The sequence below is a fragment of the Psychrobacter raelei genome (assembly GCF_022631235.3).
In the GTDB taxonomy this organism is placed as follows: Bacteria; Pseudomonadota; Gammaproteobacteria; order Pseudomonadales; family Moraxellaceae; genus Psychrobacter; species Psychrobacter raelei.
In genome coordinates, this window is sequence record NZ_CP093310.2 from 923,285 (window position 1) to 941,040 (window position 17,756).

A 17,756-nucleotide genomic window follows, 5' to 3' on the forward strand; every position below is an offset into this window, starting at 1 on the left:
GTTCCTTTATTTAATGTGAATGAGAGCAACTATTGACATAACCAACGTATTTTTTGAAGTACATTCAAATGGTTAGTGCCCAGCTCTTGTATCCCTACTTATATTGCAGCCTTAAAACATCAATGCGTTGGTAAATAGGCTGGCCAAAATTACCAATAGTTTGTTGAAACACCTTTAATACTTAATTAACATAGTAATATAAAAGTATTACAGTTGGGAAAGTATTTTTAGAAAAATAATTTTATCTATATTAAACAATGGCTAATGCTCTACAATTGAAAAAATATAACGAACAAGCCGCTTGAGATAACGCATAATAAAAAACGCACCAAGCTATCAAGGCTCAGTGCGTTTTTTTGTTTGGGGATTTATCGGTTTAAGCGTACTTAAAGCAGCTCTTTACGCAGTTGAGCTGGTGTCTTGGGTGATAGCAAACCTGGTGCCACATCAAAGACGGTCTTGGCACCTGTTTCACCTGCTTTGTTCATTTTATAAGCAGCACGTGCATAGGCCACAAGGACGCTGGCGGTGAACTGCGGGTTGCTCTCAAGCTTTAACGAGAACTCTAGGGCCTGGTGATTGGTATCAGTTTGGGTGCCGCTAGAGCCACTGCGCATGACAAAACCACCATGGGGCATCTTGCCGTGGTCACGCTCAAAAGTTTGTTGGTCAATAAAATGCACTGTGGTGTCATAGTCCGCAAAGTAATCAGGCATGTTCACAATGGCAGTGCGGACCGTATCTTCATCAGCGCCTGCTTCTAACACCACATAGCATTCTCGGGTGTGCTTCTCCCGAGTACTGAGGATCGGCTGCTCACCACTGCGTACTTTGGCCATAGCAGACTCTGAGGGCAGGGTATATTGTACACCTGACTTAACACCTACCACACGGCGTACGGCATCTGAATGTCCTTGGCTTAGCCCTTTGCCCCAGAAGGTATAAGTTTCTCCAACTGGTAAAATGGTTTCACCGTATAAGCGGTTGATAGAAAACAATCCAGGATCCCAGCCCACAGAAAGTAGGGCTATCTTGCCAGCTTGCTTAGCAGGGGCATCTAACGATTCAAAATACTCAGGAATTTTAGCATGCGTATCAAAGCTATCGACGATGTTAAATAAAGCGGCCAGCTTTGGTCCTTGCTCAGGTAAATCTGACTTAGAACCGCCACATAAAATGAGCACGTCTATTTCATCTTTATATTGTGCAATATCATCCATAGCATATACAGGGACACTATTATCAATTAGGGTGACCGAAGCGGGATCACGACGACTAAAGATACCCACCAACGTCATATCGGGGTTTTGATTAATCGCGGCTTGGGCACCGCTGCCAAGGTTACCATAACCGGCGATGGCAACTCTGATTATTGGTTGAGTCATTATAATGAGCCTTACAATATCTTGTGGGTTTAAACCAATTTGATTATAGCAGAGGCGGGAGTTGATTGGGTCAGATTGGGAGAGGCAGCTTTAATTTTGATATTTTTAATCAATATAGCCTAAGTTATAAGTAATAACGGGTGTCGAAGAAATAATATCTAGTATATATATCGCTATAAAATAAGGGGTGATTTTAATATAGCTATAAAAAAATTGAGCGGCGCAAACGATAAGCTAAAAGTATAATAGGTGAGTTATGTCATCAATTTAATTATTGTAGAAATAAAGGCTTGCAAAAGCTAGAAAACTTGCTAAAATACACCACCTAAATAGGCGTATAGCTCAGTTGGTTAGAGCGCTACCTTGACATGGTAGAGGTCGCTAGTTCGAATCTAGTTACGCCTACCAGATTCGAAAGCCCCAATCTTTAAGATTGGGGCTTTTTTTATGCCCGTTTTATAAGGGCTGGTAAATACCCCCAAATTTAAAACACCAAATAAGTAGAACTAAGCTGCCATATTAAGTTTCTGAATCGGCGTAAAGCCAGCATTGCCCATATTGGGTCTTTCGTTATTATAGTGATTAAGCCAATCTTCAGCCTGCTGTCTCACTTGATCTAAACTATCAAACAGTTCTTGATTAAGCCAGTCATAACGCACTGTTTTATTAAACCGTTCAACATAAGCATTTTGCTGAGGATTGCCAGGTTCAATGTATTCGATAACGATACCTTGTTTAGTTGCCCAGTCTTTTAAATCATTGCTGATATATTCAGGGCCATTATCGCACCTGATTTGATTAGGCTTACCACGGCATTCTATCAGCTGATTTAAACTGCGTATCACTCTTTGAGCGGGTAATGAGAAGTCAACCTCAATGGTTAATGCTTCACGATTAAAGTCATCAATGACGTTAAACAGTCTAATGGCACGACCATCGGTTAAAGCATCGTGCATAAAGTCCATGCTCCAGCTTTGATTGATATCATTAGGCACAGCAAGCTTTTGGGGGCTATCTCGTTTAATACGGCGTTTAGGCTTTATTCTAAAGTTTAATTCAAACTCACGGTAGATACGATAAACACGCTTATGGTTATAAGGCAGCCCGAGTACATTTCTTAGATATAAGAAGCATAGCTTAAAGCCCCAGTTTTTATGGTCGTTTGTTAAGTCAATCAATAGCTTGGCTATCTGCTCGTTATCATCCGCTGTCTTTGGCTGATGATAGTAATAGCAGGTTATGTGTAAATAGTGATTTTAAAAAAAGGCAAGCTCAAAGGTAATGAGCCTGCCTTTTTATTTATTCAAATTCAGTTGTTAGAATAATCTTGAACCTTTAATTAAATTATTCAATAAAATCTTAAAAGTATTATAGTTAATATCTTTATACTGCTCTTTACTACCAATCAAAGCTCCGAACTGGCTAAAAAATTCTTTTTGAGTCTTGAATTTTAGTTTTTCTTTAGTAGCATCATCCACCTCTTCTATAAAACGATTAATAAAGTTTTTACCATACCTTTTCTGATCATCATTAAGTTGTGAGTGAATATGTAATGCCAAGTCAATTAGACTATCAGGATCAGGATGGCCTGCAGCAATCAATTTATTTGGCTTATCATCATTCGAGACATCGGACTCATTACGTATCGGTTCACTTTCATTACTGGATTGGCTAGCATCATCAAGATAACCTTGCTGTTTGGGTACATCCTTAGTCTCTGATTCAGTCGGAGCAGAGTTAGTATTATTATTTTGGTTTTCCTGACTAACTGGTTTATGGGTTTGTGTTTCAGCAGAGCCTGTGATCTTATTTTCAATAGTCTGAGCTGAGCTATCTTGAGGCGAACTTACACATGGACTAGGATTCCTATTATTTGCTGAATCATCTTGAGGATAGTCAATTAATTTAGGTGAGCCTTCTATTGGTTCACTAGTAGCTTTCGTATTGCTTGTAGCATATTCAGTAGCAGTTGTACCTTTAGGTTCTGGCTTGGGTTGGTCAGGGTCGGTATTACTCTCGGTATTTTTATTTTCAGAATCATTTACTGAAGATACGTTTCCTGCTGTTGAACTATTCGCTGTTTGTTCCTCTGACTGAGGCTCAGTAGTTTTACTTTCATCATTATTTGTATTTTGCCCAGAAGTATTCGTTATACTTTTAAGCTCTTGTGGCTTATTTAGACTTTCATTGTAAATATGCTCTATTTCTTCAGCCTTAGCTTTGACATCGTTGACGATAAACTCGATTTCATCTAAATTGGAGTCCAGTACAGAGAGTTGCTCTTTCCTGAGTTTAGAGAAAAAACTAATATCAAACACATTAGATTGCAGTTGATCTATGTTTTTAGCGTTATATAGATAATTTAAATAGCCTTCATCTAATCTTCTACCTAAATAATATATGATAAGTTTAGAAAACTTAGTATTTGGATATAGGGTTTCTAAAAACGCTAAGTCTTTCTTCAAGAATTCTAGGTTAATATCCAAATCGTTATCTAACAGGTTATGATAATGAACTAAGAAGGATGTTGCTAAAAAGTTGCTTTCAGAGTCAGATATTTTATCTAAAAACAATTTTTCAGCTATTAGATAAGGGTGGTCAGTTAAAAAAGTATTGTTATTTCTTAAATCAATTTTTTTTATGCTGTCATATGCTTCTTTTAATTCACTGATTTCTGAATTTCGAACAGTTTGATAGCTTTGATATATTTTTTCATGGTTAAGACTAAATATAAAACTAACAAACAACCAAGCGAAACTGATTTCTTTACCAAAGTCTTTAATTTTTCTTAAAATATCCTGCTGTTCTTTCGATAGATATTTTTGATTAATTCTATTTGGCAAGTTATTGAATATATTCAAGCTAGTAAGAGAAGGTATGTTTTGAAACTTAGAGTAACCGAGTATTTCAAGGAATTTATTTCCTTTATCATGATGTCTTATTTCAATCTGAGAGCTTACCCACTTAGTCCATAGACTTTCAATATTTGCATCATACTCCACAACAGAACGGGAATGTAAAATCTCATTTTCAAGCAAATTGAGCGCTCTTTGCGTCAAAACATAAAAACCTTGAACAGCTTGTATAGACACATTATAGGTAGATGGGGTTTGTGATATATAGTAAGCTACTCGGCTATAGTCATCCGCTAACTTGGCTATTAGAAAACCGTCTTCCTCATCAAGCGAGCTAATACTAATACCAATTCTAAGAAATAAGGTACAATACAACCAACTCAACAACATAATAGAATCATATGCCGAAAAAGACCCCTAGAAATCATAAACTCACAGACCACGATTTTCTGCAATTGTCTAAAACAGAAGGCAAGGCCAGAGCGCGAATCAGACTACTCATGCTGCATCAACTGAGTCAAGGTCATCCTATAGCGACCGTCGCAGAGAACTTTGGCTATAACCCTAGAAGCGTCTATACCATAAGAAGGAAATACTGGTTGCATGGTATCACTAGTGTCTATGACGCAGCTGGCAGAGGCAGAAAGAGTCTTTTAGCAGAAAAAGACATAGAACCATTCAAACAAGCGATAGTAGAAGCTCAGCAGCAAAGAGGTGGTGGTAGGCTCACCGCAAAAGACATCGCACAAATCGCCAAGGAGCAATTTAACGCCAACTATACCCCTAAAGCGATCTACCCTCTCATGAAACGTATTGGTATGAGCTGGATATCTGCGCGTAGTCAGCATCCTAAGGCAGATCCTAAAGTTATGGAGGCATATAAAAAAACTTCCTTGAGCAGGTAAAGCAAGTTCTACCTGATGGTGTTGATATCAAGCAAGTTGATATATGGTTTCAGGATGAAACACGTATTGGACAACAAGGTTCTATCACAAGGGTTTGGCACTATAAAGGACAAAGACCTCGAATAGTCAGGCAACAGCAGTTTGAATCGACTTATCTGTTTGGTGCCTTTAATCCGGCGACAGGTGAGAGTGTTGGACTTGTTCTACCTTATGTGAATAAGCAAGCCATGGGATTGCATATGGAGGAAATTAGTAAAGCTGTTCCTGAAGGTCGGCATGCCGTGGTGGTTATGGATGGGGCGCTATGGCACCAACCAAGCTTGGATAAAGATAATGTGACCATGCTTAAATTGCCTCCCTACTCACCTGAACTTAACCCTGCTGAACAGGTATGGCAGTACCTTAAACAGCATTGGTTATCTAATCGCTGTTTTGAGAGTTATGATGTGATTGTCGATGCGGCATGTGACGCTTGGAATGCATTGTGTAATGAGACTAACTTAATTAGGTCTATCACTCAGCGGGAGTGGTGCGATTTGAGTGTTATTTTTTAGAATTGGTATAATGGTACTATGGCTAAGTAATTGATCAAAACCAGCTTCAGTGCCATCGAAATAGCTAATACGTACTGGTGAGGTGCGCAGGTAACCGAATGCTAGCCAGTCTAACCACTCTTTATGAGTAATAAGTATACAGTTGCTGTTTGCTATAGAGTTATTATTTTCCATTAGAATATATCCCAATCGTCTTCTTCATCATCATCTATTAAATGCGGGTTTTCAATTTTTTCATAGCTACCAGCTGGTAAATCAGTGATGTATTTATGAGGTGCTTTCCCACTATATGTTAAGAATAGGTCCTTACGACTCCGAGTTACAGCAACAAATAAAAGCCTTTGATGTAAGCCTGGAGATTTTTCTAAAACGTGTGGAAGTACTATCTGCTTGTTAATAGTCAATTGAGGAACGTAAACTGTATCGAAATCTAAACCTTTTGAGCTATGGTAGGTCATGATAAAAACAATAGGCTGCTTATCACTTTCGTCCAATTCGCCAAAGCTATTACCTAAATATCGATAAGGTAGCTTGTGACGTTTGAAATAGCCATTAACTTGCCTATAGTCAAGTTTAGTATTATGGTCATTTAGATTAACGTCTTCAAAAGGTCCAGCTGGGGATATATTTTGAGATTTATATATTTGATAAAAGAATTTTTTAATATCTGAATGGTGTGTGAATAATATGCAGCTCGGGCTGCCTGGCGCTGCGCGCTGAACCGCATTATCAGCAATCCAACTAAATTCAGATGCCTCACTATCAAACTCAACAATTAAGGGTGTATTATCGCCATTTGTATTTTCTGGAGAGCCTTCATTAATCCTGCTATCAGGAAGTATTTTTTTGGCTAAGTCTCTCATGGATTTGGTTAGTCTTAGAATCTCTGTAAAAACAAGCTTATTAGGTTTAAAGATCTCATCGATTTGATTTTCTTCAGCGCTTCCCTGATAAATACTTTGTTCGCAGTCACCCGCTATAAATAAGAAGTTCGAAAGCGCTTTAATTCTATTTAAGTCGTTAGGACTAATATCTTGTACCTCATCGAGAAATACGAAGTCGTACGTTTTTTGGTCCTTTAGAAACTTTGTATGTGTTTGAATGTTTATAAAGCCTTTATTCTCTGCAACAAATGTCTTCTTTATCAGCTCTTTCATGGCATGAGTATAGGTAATAAAGCAGTAAGTCTCACGAATACCTAAAGACTTTCGATCTGCCCTTAGTTTGACTGCTAAGTTAGCTAAGACTGTCGTTTTACCCGTACCCGCAAATCCTTGTACCCAATAAACAGTTTTATTTCCTGTTCTCACCGACTTAAGCATTTCGTTAATGTAGCGAGTCTGTCTATCTCTTAATTTATTAAACGGTATCCACCAAGCCATTAGAACCTCTATTTGTGAAGTAAGTTGTTATTATTTTTTGTTTGTACTAGATTGCTATCTGAGTATGCAGATGACTTTTCTTTACTCTTGATTTCGTGAATCCATTTTTCAGCCTTACGCTTTGCGTCTTCATCATTCAGTACACGACTTATACTAAGAAGGTCCTCGGCTTCACTATGGTCAATATATCCAAATTCATAACTAGTCATTATATTGTTTTTAGCTTTTTCAAGTAGTTCGCGACCTTCCTTATCTCCTCGGCTATGCAAAATACGACCCAATACAATCAAAGCGCTATCGTATGAAGGATCATGCTCGAGCGCTAATCTTAGATATCTTTCTTTTTCATCACCTGAATGTCTGCATGACAGATTGTAGGCATTTACTGCATTTGGTTTACGTTTGTATGCTAAATTAGCCCATTCATTAGCTAAATTAGGTCGCCCAGCTCTAGCATATGCATAGCATATAGTCGTTGAATAATCATAGATACTATTTTCATCCATTCTTTCAATACCTTGATATAGCTCTGCTGCAAGCTCGTATGCACCAGCCTCTAAAGCAGCATCAGCGTATGCTTCTACTACATGTATTCTAGGGCGGCCTTTATAGTCTAGTAAGTCTTGGTTAAAGGCTTGCTTAGCCTTCAGTAGTTTAGACTCTGTTTCCGTAAGCGCTTCATTAGACAGTGGGTTTAAAATGCTCGATGCAACAGTTTTTCCTGCAACAGAGGCAGTAATATTTAGAAGCTTCTCTTGGTTAATAGAGGCTGTGACATGTACCTCATCACCGATATTGAAGTAATCATTATCAGAGTCAATTGTAATGATGCCTAGTAGTTTATTTTTATTGCCTACACAAATAGGCAACTCAATACTAGATTGCTTATGATTTGTAACGACTAGCGTGGTTTCAAAAGCGGATGGATTAGGAACAGGTGATGATGCTGGTATGATGGTTTCTAACACCTCATTTTTAGTAATAATATAAATACTTTCTGATGTAATAGGTTGAATGAAGTCTATATCTAAACCGTGATAACTAAAGCTATGTATTGCAGCACCTAAAGAGACATGAGAACGTAAGTCACTAGGAATGATGGCTTGGGCATTATTACTAAACTCATTGATATAGTTCATTACAGACTCTTGAACCAATGGGTTTTGAGAACTACCGCCAATAAAGAGCACACCATCAATATCTTCTTTATGTAACTTCGATTTATCTAAGGCATCAGCAATAGGTGAAACAATATGAAGTGGGGTATGTAGTCCATCATAATCCCCTACGAAGTCTTCCATAATGCTTCTAAAGGCTGCAACCTTAAGTTTTGGCTCATTTAGGCTCAGGGTATATTTTTTTCTTATAGTGATTGGATTTATCTGTAAATCTGTAAACTCAACGTCTGAATAGTCATCTAGTTGATCTAGTGAAGTCACTTGGTTCTCTACTATCCATTTAATGACGATAATTTTTAGTCTTTCAGCTGTCGCTTGTAAACTAGGTATTAATACCTCCTCTTTGTCTCTCAAGCTAGGTTCGAACTCTGGATTAGATCGTAGTAACTGAGGTATTAAGATGTGCTCTGCAATAGCCCTATCTATATTATCGCCGCCAAGAGCTGTGAATCGAGAGATAGCGAGGTTTCTCGACTGAAAGCTGTCTTCCATTAACCCGACTTTTAATATGGATATATCGCAGGTGCCCGCACCGAAGTCATAAACAATAATGTTTGCATCGCTAGACTGTAGTTTTTTTAGGAAAGCTGGTTCTTGCTTCTTATGCGTGCACTCATACAGGAAGCTTAAAAATGCAGCATTAGGCTCATCAATAAGACAAAGTTGATCTTCAGAGATATTATTTTCTTCTAGACTTTGAATTAGGCTACGACGTTGGTTCGCTTCGAATGAGGCGGGAACAGTGAATGTAAATCTATAGTTTTCGATATCTTTTGCATTAAGCTCTTGCGTCAAGCTTTTTAGCACTTCTCGGAAGAACTCCCTAGTAGCATCTTCAGCAGTTTGACCCCTGCCGTCAATCCCGTATATATAAACTTGGGAGATTTTGATTACGCAGCCTGACGATAATAATCAAACCACACCTGTCTTGGCGATTTATAGCCTAAACCCTTTTGAATCCTAGTCTGATTATAATATAACTCAATATATCCAATGATATCTCTGATAGCTGCAAACCTTGTTTTATAGTCTTGGTGATATACTAGCTCGTTCTTCAATATGCCCCAGAAGCTTTCTATGGGTGCGTTGTCAAAGCAGTTGCCTTTACCGCTCATTGAACCTGTAAACTGATGCTGCTTGATGATCTTGTGGTAAGCATGGCTACAGTACTGACTGCCTCTGTCAGAGTGAACGACTAGCCCTTTGCTTGGTTGTTTATTCTTGATGGCCATGTTCAATGCTTTGCATACTAGATCTGCGGTCATTCGCTTATTGATCGCATAGCCGACCAGCTCTTTGGTATATAAATCTTTGACTCCCGCTAAATACAACCAGCCCTCAAGCGTCCAAATATAGGTGATGTCACTGGCCCACGCTTGGTTAGGGCGACTGGCATCAAACTCTTGATCCAACACGTTTGGATAGACCAGTTTGTTGTGATTGGAGTCGGTGGTGACTTTAAAGCGTTTGTGGCGACGGCATTTGATGCTGTATTCCTCTTTGATGCTTCTGACCATGTAGGGACTGATGTTATGACCTTGCTCACTTAGATGCGCATGCAGACGCTCAACACCATAGCGCTCATGAGTTTCACTGTGAGCGGCTTTAACGAGTAGCTCACAATGGTTGCGATGTATCTGCTGCTCGCTGATATCGCGACTCAGCCAGTCGTAGTAACTTGAATGCTTAACCCTTAGCACGCGGCACATAGTGGTGATGGTAAAGAAGTGCTGGTTATCTTTGATGAAGGCGTACCTGACTAGCTGTTTTTCGCGAAGTACGCCGTCGCCTTTTTTAATATCTCTCGCTCCTCTTCGGCAACTTTGAGCTGTCGTTTGAGCTGCTTTATTTCTTGAAGAGCTGTCATAAGATCAGGGTCGTATTGCTCTGTGCCTTTGAGCTTGCCTTGGTTGGCTTTGTTATGCCAATTCGATAGCGTTTGCATGGCAATGCCAAGCTGCTTTGCGGTTGCTGAGATATTGCCATTATTGTCTGATATCTTCTTAACGGCTTCAGCTTTAAATTCTGTGCTATAGGTTCTTATTTTCTTGACCATGATAAACTCCGATTAATATGCTTAGTTTACCAAGTTTACTTGTACGGTTTCTTCAGCATAGCTCAGTTTGCGAAAAGTATTGGTGTACAAGCAAAACCTAATCTGTTTGATTATTTAATAGAGGCTGGATTACTTAACAAGGTTAATAATAAATACTTGCTGACTCCTAAAGGAGAAAACTATGGTGCATATCGATATAAAGAAGATGGAAACTGGTGGGTGGTTTGGGATAAAGATTTGTTATATCCCGTTGCCAAGAAATTACTAGAGCAGACCACTGATAATGACAATCAGCTATATAAATCCACATATGACTATGCACAAGAGTTTGGGATAGATGTCCAAACTATTAATTACTATTTGTCTAGCTTAGGACTCCTAACGAAGGACAGGGAATTAGGGCTTACGCTTAAAGGAAAGGGTTATGGCGCGATTAAACCGAAGGGTAAGGGCAAAAGTGATATCGCTTGGAACACGGCTGCATTAGCTCCATTAATTGAGCCTTTAAGAAATAAGTTTCATGAAAGCGTTAATCCTGCTTCATTCTTATCTACGACCAAATATGGAAATATAGTTGGCGTTGATGCTAAAACCTGTTTATTCGATTTTCTACAAGATCAAGGTCTGCTAGAGAAAATAGAGGGCAGTTATACGCTTACAAAAAAGGGTGAGGTATTCGGTGACTACTTCCATAAAGATAATGGTGAGTCTTGGGTTGTCTGGTATAAGCCTTTATTGGACATACTAGTATTGCCTATAAAGGAAAAGCTATTGGGTGATATGGAGTTTGGGCTATTTCATATGACGCATATAAATAACCTAAAGAATATCTTAGCTAACGGACTTTACTCTCATTCACAGATGACAGACTATTTTGATATAAGCAATCTGTAAATACCCCATTCTTAACACAACATCATCGTAGAATAATTAAGCCACCTGCCTGTACTCAGCAGGTGTCATATCATTAAGTGAATCATGGGGTCTTTCGGTGTTATAAACCTTGATCCAATCCTCAGTCAGCTTACTAACCTCGTTTAAATTGTTGAAAAGGTAGCAGTCTAAAACCTCATTACGATAACTGCGATTAAACCGTTCAATATAAGCATTCTGATAAGGACAGCCAGGCTCGATATAGTCAATATAGATGCCGTGAGCTGATGCCCAATCAGTGAATGTGCTAGATGTAAACTCACTGCCGTTATCCACACGAATTTGCTTAGGATAGCCATGCCACTCGGCTAGCTGGTCAAGGTAGCGAATTACTCGGAGTGAAGGCATACTGGTACCAATATCAATGCCTAATACTTCACGGTTGTAATCATCAATCACATTAAAGGTTCGAAAGCGAATATTGTTGTGCAGCTTATCGCTCATAAAGTCCATAGACCAAGTATGACCCAATGCGTTTGGCACACTTAGCGGCTTAGGGTTGCGCGTTGGTAGCCGTCTTTTAGACTTACGGCGTAGGTTTAAGTTTAACGCGGTATAAACACGGTGTACTCGCTTGTGATTCCATGAGTAGCCAAGCTTGCGTATACGCTTAAAACACTTTGGGAAACCCCAACGATTGTGCTTGTCAGTAAGCTTGTTTAAGACATCAATAATCTCACTATCATCAGGTAGCTTAGGCTTATAGTAGTAAGCGGTTCGACTCATACAGACCACCTGACAACTAACTGCAATGCTGACATCATACTGCGCCTGTAATTCTTGCGCCCAGACTTTGCGCTCGGGTACAGGCGCTATAGCTTTTTTATGATATCTTCCTGCATTTGCGCTTTAAGGCTTAAATCAGCATACATCTGTTTAAGCCTACGGTTTTCTTCTTCAAGCTCTTTTAGTCGTTTGACATCAGAGGCTTCCATACCGCCGTATTTAGACTTCCATTTGTAAAATGTCGAGCTAGCTACCCCGTATTTACGGCACAGCTCTTTAGCAGATATCCCAGCTTCTGCTTCTTTTAATATTGATACTATTTGGGTCTCGGTCATTCGTTTGCTCATATTAAAACTCCTTATGCGTATTTTATAAGAAATTCTACGTTTGAGCTGTGTTATTTTAGGGGATAGTTACAAATCAAGATGTCAATGTTAGAAGGGCTAGACAAGAGAACTTTCACAAATTAAAGCTGCATGATTATGTGCCGCTCTACTTTAATCCTCGAAATGCAATGTTATATCAACGTCAGAAGGACTTTAGTAGTGAGTTGGTTATCTTAGAAATCGATAAAAAGATAATCCTTAATGACTACACACTCTTTTCAAAGGGAAATGCAGCAAGATCAGACTGTAAAATTGAGGCTAGCTTACTTAAGGTTAAAGACTTTCCTTGGGAAAGTATTTATGCAAATACATGGTCAAATAATGGTGAGGTTGATGAAGCCCAAAAAACAATTATGATGAGCGAATGCCTGATACGTGATCATATTCCACCAGAATATATTTTGCATGTACATTGTAGAAATGATGAAATTAATCAAACGGTAAGATATCAGACAGGCTCACAACTTAAGTCTTTTAGAACTAGCCCAGAATGGTTTTTTTAAAACAGGCTAGTTGTTGATGAGTCCATTTGAGTGTTTCTATAATCAAGGAGTTTTTCTAGGGTAGTTAAGCCAATGCCTTTAATATTTAAAATTTGGCTTATTTGGTGCACTTCACCTTGTTCCATTGACTCTTTAATAACCTCTAAATACTTTAGTCGTATACCAGAGTTTTGACTTAAGGCCTGCAAATCTGTAGTTGTTATCCAGTCTTGAATATCCGCATAGAAAGAATCGGCTACTTTAGGGTCATACTCGTATATCTCTATATCTATAGGTAGATTAGAGAGATACTCTTTCATTATAGATAGGGAAATATCTTTAGGTATCCCTCCTTTATCTGCACCTAGCAATGGGAAGGCGATAGAGGTAATACCTTTTTCTTCGTATGTCTGAACAAATTTTTCCAAACCTGCCTGTAAGTAAGACTCCTTTGAAGGGTATCGCCAGTGTTTTTTGGTTGGAAAATTTAATACCCAAGGGCTTTCTTGTTTATATAACCATAATTTTCCAGGCTCAAACAAACCAGCTTCACAAAAATCCGCATACTTCTGGAACATTTCTGGATAACGAAGCTTACATTCGAGAGCTATGCCAGCACCCATGACGCCTACACAGTTAACTGTATTTACGATGGTTTGTGCCTTAGTACAGAAAATATTTCCTTTCAGCTCAATTAAAGACATGTTTAATACCTTGGGTAATGGTTAAATAACACTGGAGTATCTATAGAGGCTTTTCAAAAGAGGATATCTAAATCAACATCTTCATTACTTGATGCTTCATCATACCAGTCATCAATTATCTTTTGAACAACTTCAATCCTTAGTCTAGCTGTTTGAGATGCAGGCAGACCTGTCTGGCTGATCAGGTTAGTGAGTGTTAGTTGAGGGTTGTTTACTCCAAAGGTCGGTTGACTAGAATCTAATAGAGCTCCTTCATACTCTTCCTTGGTAAAAGGGGTATTGTTCACAAATCTTATAGCTTCTTCATTTCCATGAGATGCTGCATCCAGCTCTTCTAGGATGAATTGATAAGCCATTTCTGAATCTGTAATTTCTGATGAAATATGACTATAGATATCACTTACAATATAGTTGTCTATCTTTTCATCATCAGTTATAAATAGGTATTGAAAATCATCGTAATGCTTCGACTTGAAATAAGCCCATAGTTTCTGGCTTGTCAGAGCAAAGTCATCATTAACAGGATCCCATAAGCGAGAGTTTATAAATGCGGTGCAGAATTGAGGCGTAACAAGTGAGCTACAAATTTCATTAGATAATGCATCGTCCTTAAGCTTTTCATTTAGAGCCTGTTGGAGAGCCTGAAATATAGACACACCATTTTTCGCAGATACGATAAGTGCACTGCTCACCTCCTTTTTGAAAGTAGGATAATAGATTCTCAGCAACTCCATTGAATAGTCGAGTGATTTTTCTTGGAAATCTATTTGCTGCTGTCTTGTTATATCGTTACCTATTTTTACCATTAAGCTGAAGTGAGATTGATCTGAGATATCAAAATCTTCTTTAGATTGTAAGCCCTGGTGATATAAGCCTGCGGTAGCTAGTCGACTGGTATAAAGTATTGGCATTAATAAGTTAGGTTCTAGATCTTCAGAAGCATCCATGAAGTTTTCTAAATCTCGTTGAGCATCTTGGAAGCAGGTGTCGAGGCTGTTTGAGAAGGTAGTGGGAATAATATTAATTAATCTTACGGATTTTATGTGGTTTTTTTTCTTAAAAAAGCCAAACATGTTGCCTCTCCAAAGTCTTTTATTAGTTATTAAAGGTAAATATAGCATGTAAATTCTATATTAAGTATGGGGGCTCTGATATATTAAAAATAGTTTCAAGTATATGGTTTTGTGGTAGCATTCTTACCTAAATTTTACAACCGGTGTGTGAAACAGTTTTTTAATATTAAATTAGGAACAATCAAATGGGTTTGGAAAGTCTTAGCGCTGAAACATTATTATTTATTATTATAATCCTGATTCTTGCAGTGATATTTCATGTGCGTTATGACAACAGAACATCAGAGCAAGCACCTACTATTCTCACAACATTAGGGATATTTGCCACTTTCTTTGCAATCGCTTTAGGTCTTCTTAGGTTTGACTCTGTTAATATTCAGGACAGTGTTCCTCAGCTCCTTGATAGTATGAAAACAGCCTTCTGGGCTTCTGTTGCAGGTGTTGGTTCAGCATTAACATTTAATTTTAGAAAGCTGTACTCTAAAAGTCACCAGACAGATCAGCCAAGTTTTGAAGACCAGCTACTTGATGTATGCTGAAAAAACCGTAGACAAAAACTTGGTAAACTAAAGAAGACAAATAGGAGTTTGCCATGACAAAGAAAGTTAAGAGATATAGTGAAGAATTTAAAGCAGAAGCGGTCAAAGCAATAGAAAATAATGGTGGCAATGTCAGTGCCACAGCAAGGCAGTTAGGGCTACCAATGCAAACGCTAGCTAATTGGCAACGGAAAGCTAATCAAGGTAAGCTCAAAGGTACTAAGCAGTACGATCCAGAGCTTGTTTCAGCCCTTGAGGAAATCAAGCGTTTAAAACGTGAACTAAAAACAGCGCAAGAAGAGCGTGAAATATTAAAAAAGGCCACGGCGTACTTTGCGAAGAACGGTCAGTAAGGTACGCCTTTATTGACCATCACAAGACTCAATTCAGTATCACAGCTATGTGCAAAACCTTTGATATCAAACCATCAAGCTACTATGACTGGACCAAGCGTGATATCAGCGCTCAGCAAATACATCGTAACCGCTGTGAGCTACTTATTAAAGCTGCTCACAGTGAGACTAAAGAGCGATATGGTTATCAGCGTCTACACGCACATTTAAGTGAACAAGGGCACGATGTCAGCAAGTATATGGTACGTAGTATCAAGGAAGAATATGACATCAAATGTAGACGTCATAAGCGCTTTAAAGTGACAACGGACTCAGATCATAACAAGCGAGTCTATCCTAATTTGCTTAAACAACAATTTGGCGTTAATCGTCCTAATTGTGCGTGGGTCAGTGATATCACCTACATCTGGACAGATGAGGGCTGGCTTTATTTAGCAGGCGTCAAAGACTTGTATACCAAAGAATTGGTTGGCTACGCTATCGATAAACGCATGAAAGCAGATTTAGCCTGTAGAGCCTTAAATAAAGCAATCAAGGATAAACGACCTAGCCAAGGGCTTATTGTACATTCAGATAGAGGTAGCCAGTACTGTAGCGATGATTATCGCACAATCATCAGTAAATACGGTTTTAAAGGATCTATGAGTGCTAAAGGCAACTGCTATGATAACGCGCCAATAGAGAGCTTCTGGGGCGTCTTAAAGAATGAGCTGGTATATCATCATCATTATAAAACTCGATTTGAAGCAATCAACAGTATCATCAAATATATCGAGTTAGATTACAATCAAGTCAGGATTCAGCAGAGTTTAGGTATGAGATCGCCAAGACAGGTTTGGGTTGATTTCTACCGTCAGGCTGCGTAATTAAAATCTCCCAAGTTTAGGTGTACGGATTTGACGGCAGGGGTCAACTTGGGGAAATAAAAGGATTAAGAGCTGATAGTAGTGAGAGCTATAAAAACCTCAAGGAGTATATTGAGGAATCTAACTCTGATCAAGAGCTTCTTGAGGAGCTAAAGGGCTTAAGAACTGAAAGTCATGAGGGCTTTTCTGAGTTAATAAAGCATATAGATGATTCAGACAAAGGAGAAGATGTTCTTGAGTCATTAAAAGGCTTAAGGTTAGAGAATCATGAAGATTTTGAAAGTTTAATAGAAGCACAAAATGAAGCATTAGATAGGATCTCTAAAACATCATCAGAAGAGCTGGTTAAAGCGTTAGAGGAAGTTGTTAAGGACTTTAATGCTAAGATAAATGAGCAGTTTGGAGAGAACTTTAAACAGCTGAATCAGGCGGTTGGAGACCTGTTGACCTGGCAAGAAGAGTATAAAGATCATATCGAGGTAACCACAAACCTTCTGACTACTACTATTCAAAATACACAAAACTTGGTTGGTAAAGTTGAGTATATAGTGAACGACTCTGAGGTTATTACTGAAAACTCAGGTGTGTTATTAAATAATATTAAAGAATTTAAGAGAGTTGCAGATAGCTTGGGAGAGACTCTTAGTAGTTTAGATATACAGAGGAAAGCTATAGATGCCCGACTGGAAAGTCTAGCTAAGCTGGTAAGTAAAGCTTCAGATGATCTGCCAGAGATTAATCAACAAATACTAGGTATTGCTAGTACTATGCAGAGCTCAGCACTAGAGTTTAATAAAAACGTTGCTGAAATGTCTAGTAAAACACAAGAGCAGGTAACTGCATTAAATAATGGGTTAGAAGCTGCGCTAACAAAATCCCTAAATAGTTTAGGCGGACAGTTATCAGCAATGACAGAAAAATTTGCTTCAGATTATGATGAGTTATCTGAGGCGCTTGCTAGAATCTCTAAAGTGACAAAAGATAGTGGGCAATCACCATGGCAATAAACTCTGATCAACATTGGATTCCATTAGCAGACTTAATGACGGGTCTCATGATGATGTTTATGCTTATAGCTGTTTTATATATGCTAAAAGTTAATAGTGCTGTATCTGATTACTCAACATCTAAAAATGAGTTAGGTCAAGATTTATGTCAGGAGTTTTCAGGAGACTTGAAAGAGTGGGCTGCAAACTGTGATGAAGAAAATCTTGTCATTAGGTTTAAATCTCCAGATGTTTTATTTGATACTGGTGAGGCTGACTTAAAGCCACAGTTCGAAGATATTTTAAGTGATTTCTTTCCTCGCTACATTGATATTCTTAGTCAAGAAAAGTATAGAAATTGACCCCTGCCGTCAAATCCGTACACCTAAACTT

The 17,756-nt window shown here is 38.5% G+C and carries 16 protein-coding genes, 1 tRNA gene and 1 pseudogene; 9 read left to right on the forward strand and 9 right to left on the reverse strand.

The window, feature by feature from the left end:
• Positions 1-386 precede the first annotated feature (386 nt).
• Complete coding sequence (locus tag MN210_RS03940) at positions 387-1,385, reverse strand: diaminopimelate dehydrogenase (protein ID WP_241879267.1); 999 nt, start codon at positions 1,383-1,385, stop codon at positions 387-389.
• 331 nt (positions 1,386-1,716) lie between these two features.
• Here MN210_RS03940 and MN210_RS03945 point away from each other — a divergent pair.
• A tRNA-Val gene (locus MN210_RS03945) sits at positions 1,717-1,793 on the forward strand.
• A gap of 98 nt (positions 1,794-1,891) precedes the next feature.
• Here the strand turns inward: MN210_RS03945 and MN210_RS03950 are convergent.
• Together MN210_RS03950 and MN210_RS03955 are read right to left on the reverse strand one after the other, a co-directional pair.
• Positions 1,892-2,623 (reverse strand): annotated as a pseudogene (locus MN210_RS03950) (IS3 family transposase); the annotation flags it as partial.
• A gap of 78 nt (positions 2,624-2,701) precedes the next feature.
• Positions 2,702-4,630 (reverse strand): hypothetical protein, encoded by a 1,929-nt coding sequence (locus tag MN210_RS03955; protein ID WP_338412591.1) that lies wholly within the window; start codon positions 4,628-4,630, stop codon positions 2,702-2,704.
• An 11-nt stretch (positions 4,631-4,641) separates the two neighbouring features.
• Between MN210_RS03955 and MN210_RS03960 the strand changes: the two genes are divergently transcribed.
• Both MN210_RS03960 and MN210_RS03965 read left to right on the forward strand, forming a co-directional pair.
• Complete coding sequence (locus tag MN210_RS03960) at positions 4,642-5,145, forward strand: winged helix-turn-helix domain-containing protein (RefSeq protein ID WP_241879271.1); 504 nt, start codon at positions 4,642-4,644, stop codon at positions 5,143-5,145.
• A 41-nt stretch (positions 5,146-5,186) separates the two neighbouring features.
• On the forward strand, positions 5,187-5,699 hold the full coding sequence (locus tag MN210_RS03965; protein WP_303623974.1) for an IS630 family transposase: 513 nt from the start codon (positions 5,187-5,189) through the stop codon (positions 5,697-5,699).
• 173 nt (positions 5,700-5,872) lie between these two features.
• On the opposite strand, the gene MN210_RS03970 is transcribed toward MN210_RS03965, so the two are convergent.
• The 3 genes from MN210_RS03970 to MN210_RS03980 all read right to left on the reverse strand — a co-directional run bounded on the left by MN210_RS03970 (position 5,873) and on the right by MN210_RS03980 (position 10,315).
• The gene (locus tag MN210_RS03970; RefSeq protein WP_338412592.1) at positions 5,873-7,081 is read right to left on the reverse strand and encodes a 3'-5' exonuclease; all 1,209 of its coding nucleotides are present in this window, start codon (positions 7,079-7,081) and stop codon (positions 5,873-5,875) included.
• Between the two features lie 8 nt (positions 7,082-7,089).
• Positions 7,090-9,066 carry an Hsp70 family protein gene (locus MN210_RS03975; RefSeq protein ID WP_338412593.1) on the reverse strand — a complete coding sequence of 659 codons (1,977 nt, stop codon included), beginning with the start codon at positions 9,064-9,066 and terminating at the stop codon, positions 7,090-7,092.
• Between the two features lie 83 nt (positions 9,067-9,149).
• A protein-coding gene (locus MN210_RS03980; RefSeq protein ID WP_150097872.1) for an IS3 family transposase occupies positions 9,150-10,315 on the reverse strand; the annotation gives its coding sequence in 2 pieces (ribosomal slippage) (positions 9,150-10,057 and positions 10,057-10,315; 1,167 coding nt in all).
• Between the two features lie 39 nt (positions 10,316-10,354).
• Here MN210_RS03980 and MN210_RS03985 point away from each other — a divergent pair.
• Positions 10,355-11,209, forward strand: coding sequence for a hypothetical protein (locus MN210_RS03985; protein ID WP_338412594.1), 855 nt, complete (start codon positions 10,355-10,357; stop codon positions 11,207-11,209).
• A gap of 36 nt (positions 11,210-11,245) precedes the next feature.
• On the opposite strand, the gene MN210_RS03990 is transcribed toward MN210_RS03985, so the two are convergent.
• A protein-coding gene (locus MN210_RS03990) for an IS3 family transposase (protein ID WP_425605606.1) occupies positions 11,246-12,321 on the reverse strand; the annotation gives its coding sequence in 2 pieces (ribosomal slippage) (positions 11,246-12,072 and positions 12,072-12,321; 1,077 coding nt in all).
• Positions 12,322-12,383: 62 nt separating this feature from the next.
• Here MN210_RS03990 and MN210_RS03995 point away from each other — a divergent pair.
• Entirely contained in the window at positions 12,384-12,863 is a 480-nt protein-coding gene (locus MN210_RS03995) for a DUF4433 domain-containing protein (RefSeq protein WP_425605641.1), read from the forward strand.
• Here MN210_RS03995 and MN210_RS04000 read toward each other — a convergent pair.
• Together MN210_RS04000 and MN210_RS04005 are read right to left on the reverse strand one after the other, a co-directional pair.
• Positions 12,860-13,546 carry a macro domain-containing protein gene (locus MN210_RS04000; protein WP_338412595.1) on the reverse strand — a complete coding sequence of 229 codons (687 nt, stop codon included), beginning with the start codon at positions 13,544-13,546 and terminating at the stop codon, positions 12,860-12,862. The two genes, MN210_RS03995 and MN210_RS04000, sit on opposite strands and share 4 nt — an antisense overlap.
• 53 nt (positions 13,547-13,599) lie before the next feature.
• A complete protein-coding gene (locus MN210_RS04005; RefSeq protein WP_338412596.1) occupies positions 13,600-14,619 on the reverse strand; it encodes a hypothetical protein in 1,020 nt (339 codons plus the stop codon).
• 185 nt (positions 14,620-14,804) lie between these two features.
• Between MN210_RS04005 and MN210_RS04010 the strand changes: the two genes are divergently transcribed.
• The 4 genes from MN210_RS04010 (at position 14,805) to MN210_RS04025 (ending at position 17,725) form a co-directional block, all read left to right on the forward strand.
• Positions 14,805-15,158 (forward strand): hypothetical protein, encoded by a 354-nt coding sequence (locus tag MN210_RS04010; protein ID WP_241879281.1) that lies wholly within the window; start codon positions 14,805-14,807, stop codon positions 15,156-15,158.
• A 53-nt stretch (positions 15,159-15,211) separates the two neighbouring features.
• Positions 15,212-16,377, forward strand: a protein-coding gene (locus tag MN210_RS04015) for an IS3 family transposase (RefSeq protein WP_241879282.1) whose coding sequence is annotated in 2 segments (ribosomal slippage) — positions 15,212-15,470 and positions 15,470-16,377 — 1,167 coding nt in all. Because the reading frame shifts where the segments join, the coding sequence is not laid out codon by codon here.
• Between the two features lie 20 nt (positions 16,378-16,397).
• Positions 16,398-17,384, forward strand: coding sequence for a hypothetical protein (locus MN210_RS04020; RefSeq protein WP_241879283.1), 987 nt, complete (start codon positions 16,398-16,400; stop codon positions 17,382-17,384).
• Positions 17,375-17,725 (forward strand): hypothetical protein, encoded by a 351-nt coding sequence (locus MN210_RS04025; protein WP_241879284.1) that lies wholly within the window; start codon positions 17,375-17,377, stop codon positions 17,723-17,725. Before MN210_RS04020 ends, MN210_RS04025 begins: the two co-directional genes overlap by 10 nt.
• Positions 17,726-17,756: the final 31 nt, after the last annotated feature.

What these genes read in the sequence shown, in the direction of transcription:
- MN210_RS03940 (WP_241879267.1), bottom strand. Translation starts at nt 1,385, where the DNA reads ATGACTCAACCAATAATCAGAGTTGCCATCGCCGGTTATGGTAACCTT.
- MN210_RS03955 (WP_338412591.1), bottom strand. Translation starts at nt 4,630, where the DNA reads ATGTTGTTGAGTTGGTTGTATTGTACCTTATTTCTTAGAATTGGTATT.
- MN210_RS03960 (WP_241879271.1), top strand. Translation starts at nt 4,642, where the DNA reads ATGCCGAAAAAGACCCCTAGAAATCATAAACTCACAGACCACGATTTT.
- MN210_RS03970 (WP_338412592.1), bottom strand. Translation starts at nt 7,081, where the DNA reads ATGGCTTGGTGGATACCGTTTAATAAATTAAGAGATAGACAGACTCGC.
- MN210_RS04000 (WP_338412595.1), bottom strand. Translation starts at nt 13,546, where the DNA reads ATGTCTTTAATTGAGCTGAAAGGAAATATTTTCTGTACTAAGGCACAA.
- MN210_RS04005 (WP_338412596.1), bottom strand. Translation starts at nt 14,619, where the DNA reads ATGTTTGGCTTTTTTAAGAAAAAAAACCACATAAAATCCGTAAGATTA.
- MN210_RS04010 (WP_241879281.1), top strand. Translation starts at nt 14,805, where the DNA reads ATGGGTTTGGAAAGTCTTAGCGCTGAAACATTATTATTTATTATTATA.
- MN210_RS04025 (WP_241879284.1), top strand. Translation starts at nt 17,375, where the DNA reads ATGGCAATAAACTCTGATCAACATTGGATTCCATTAGCAGACTTAATG.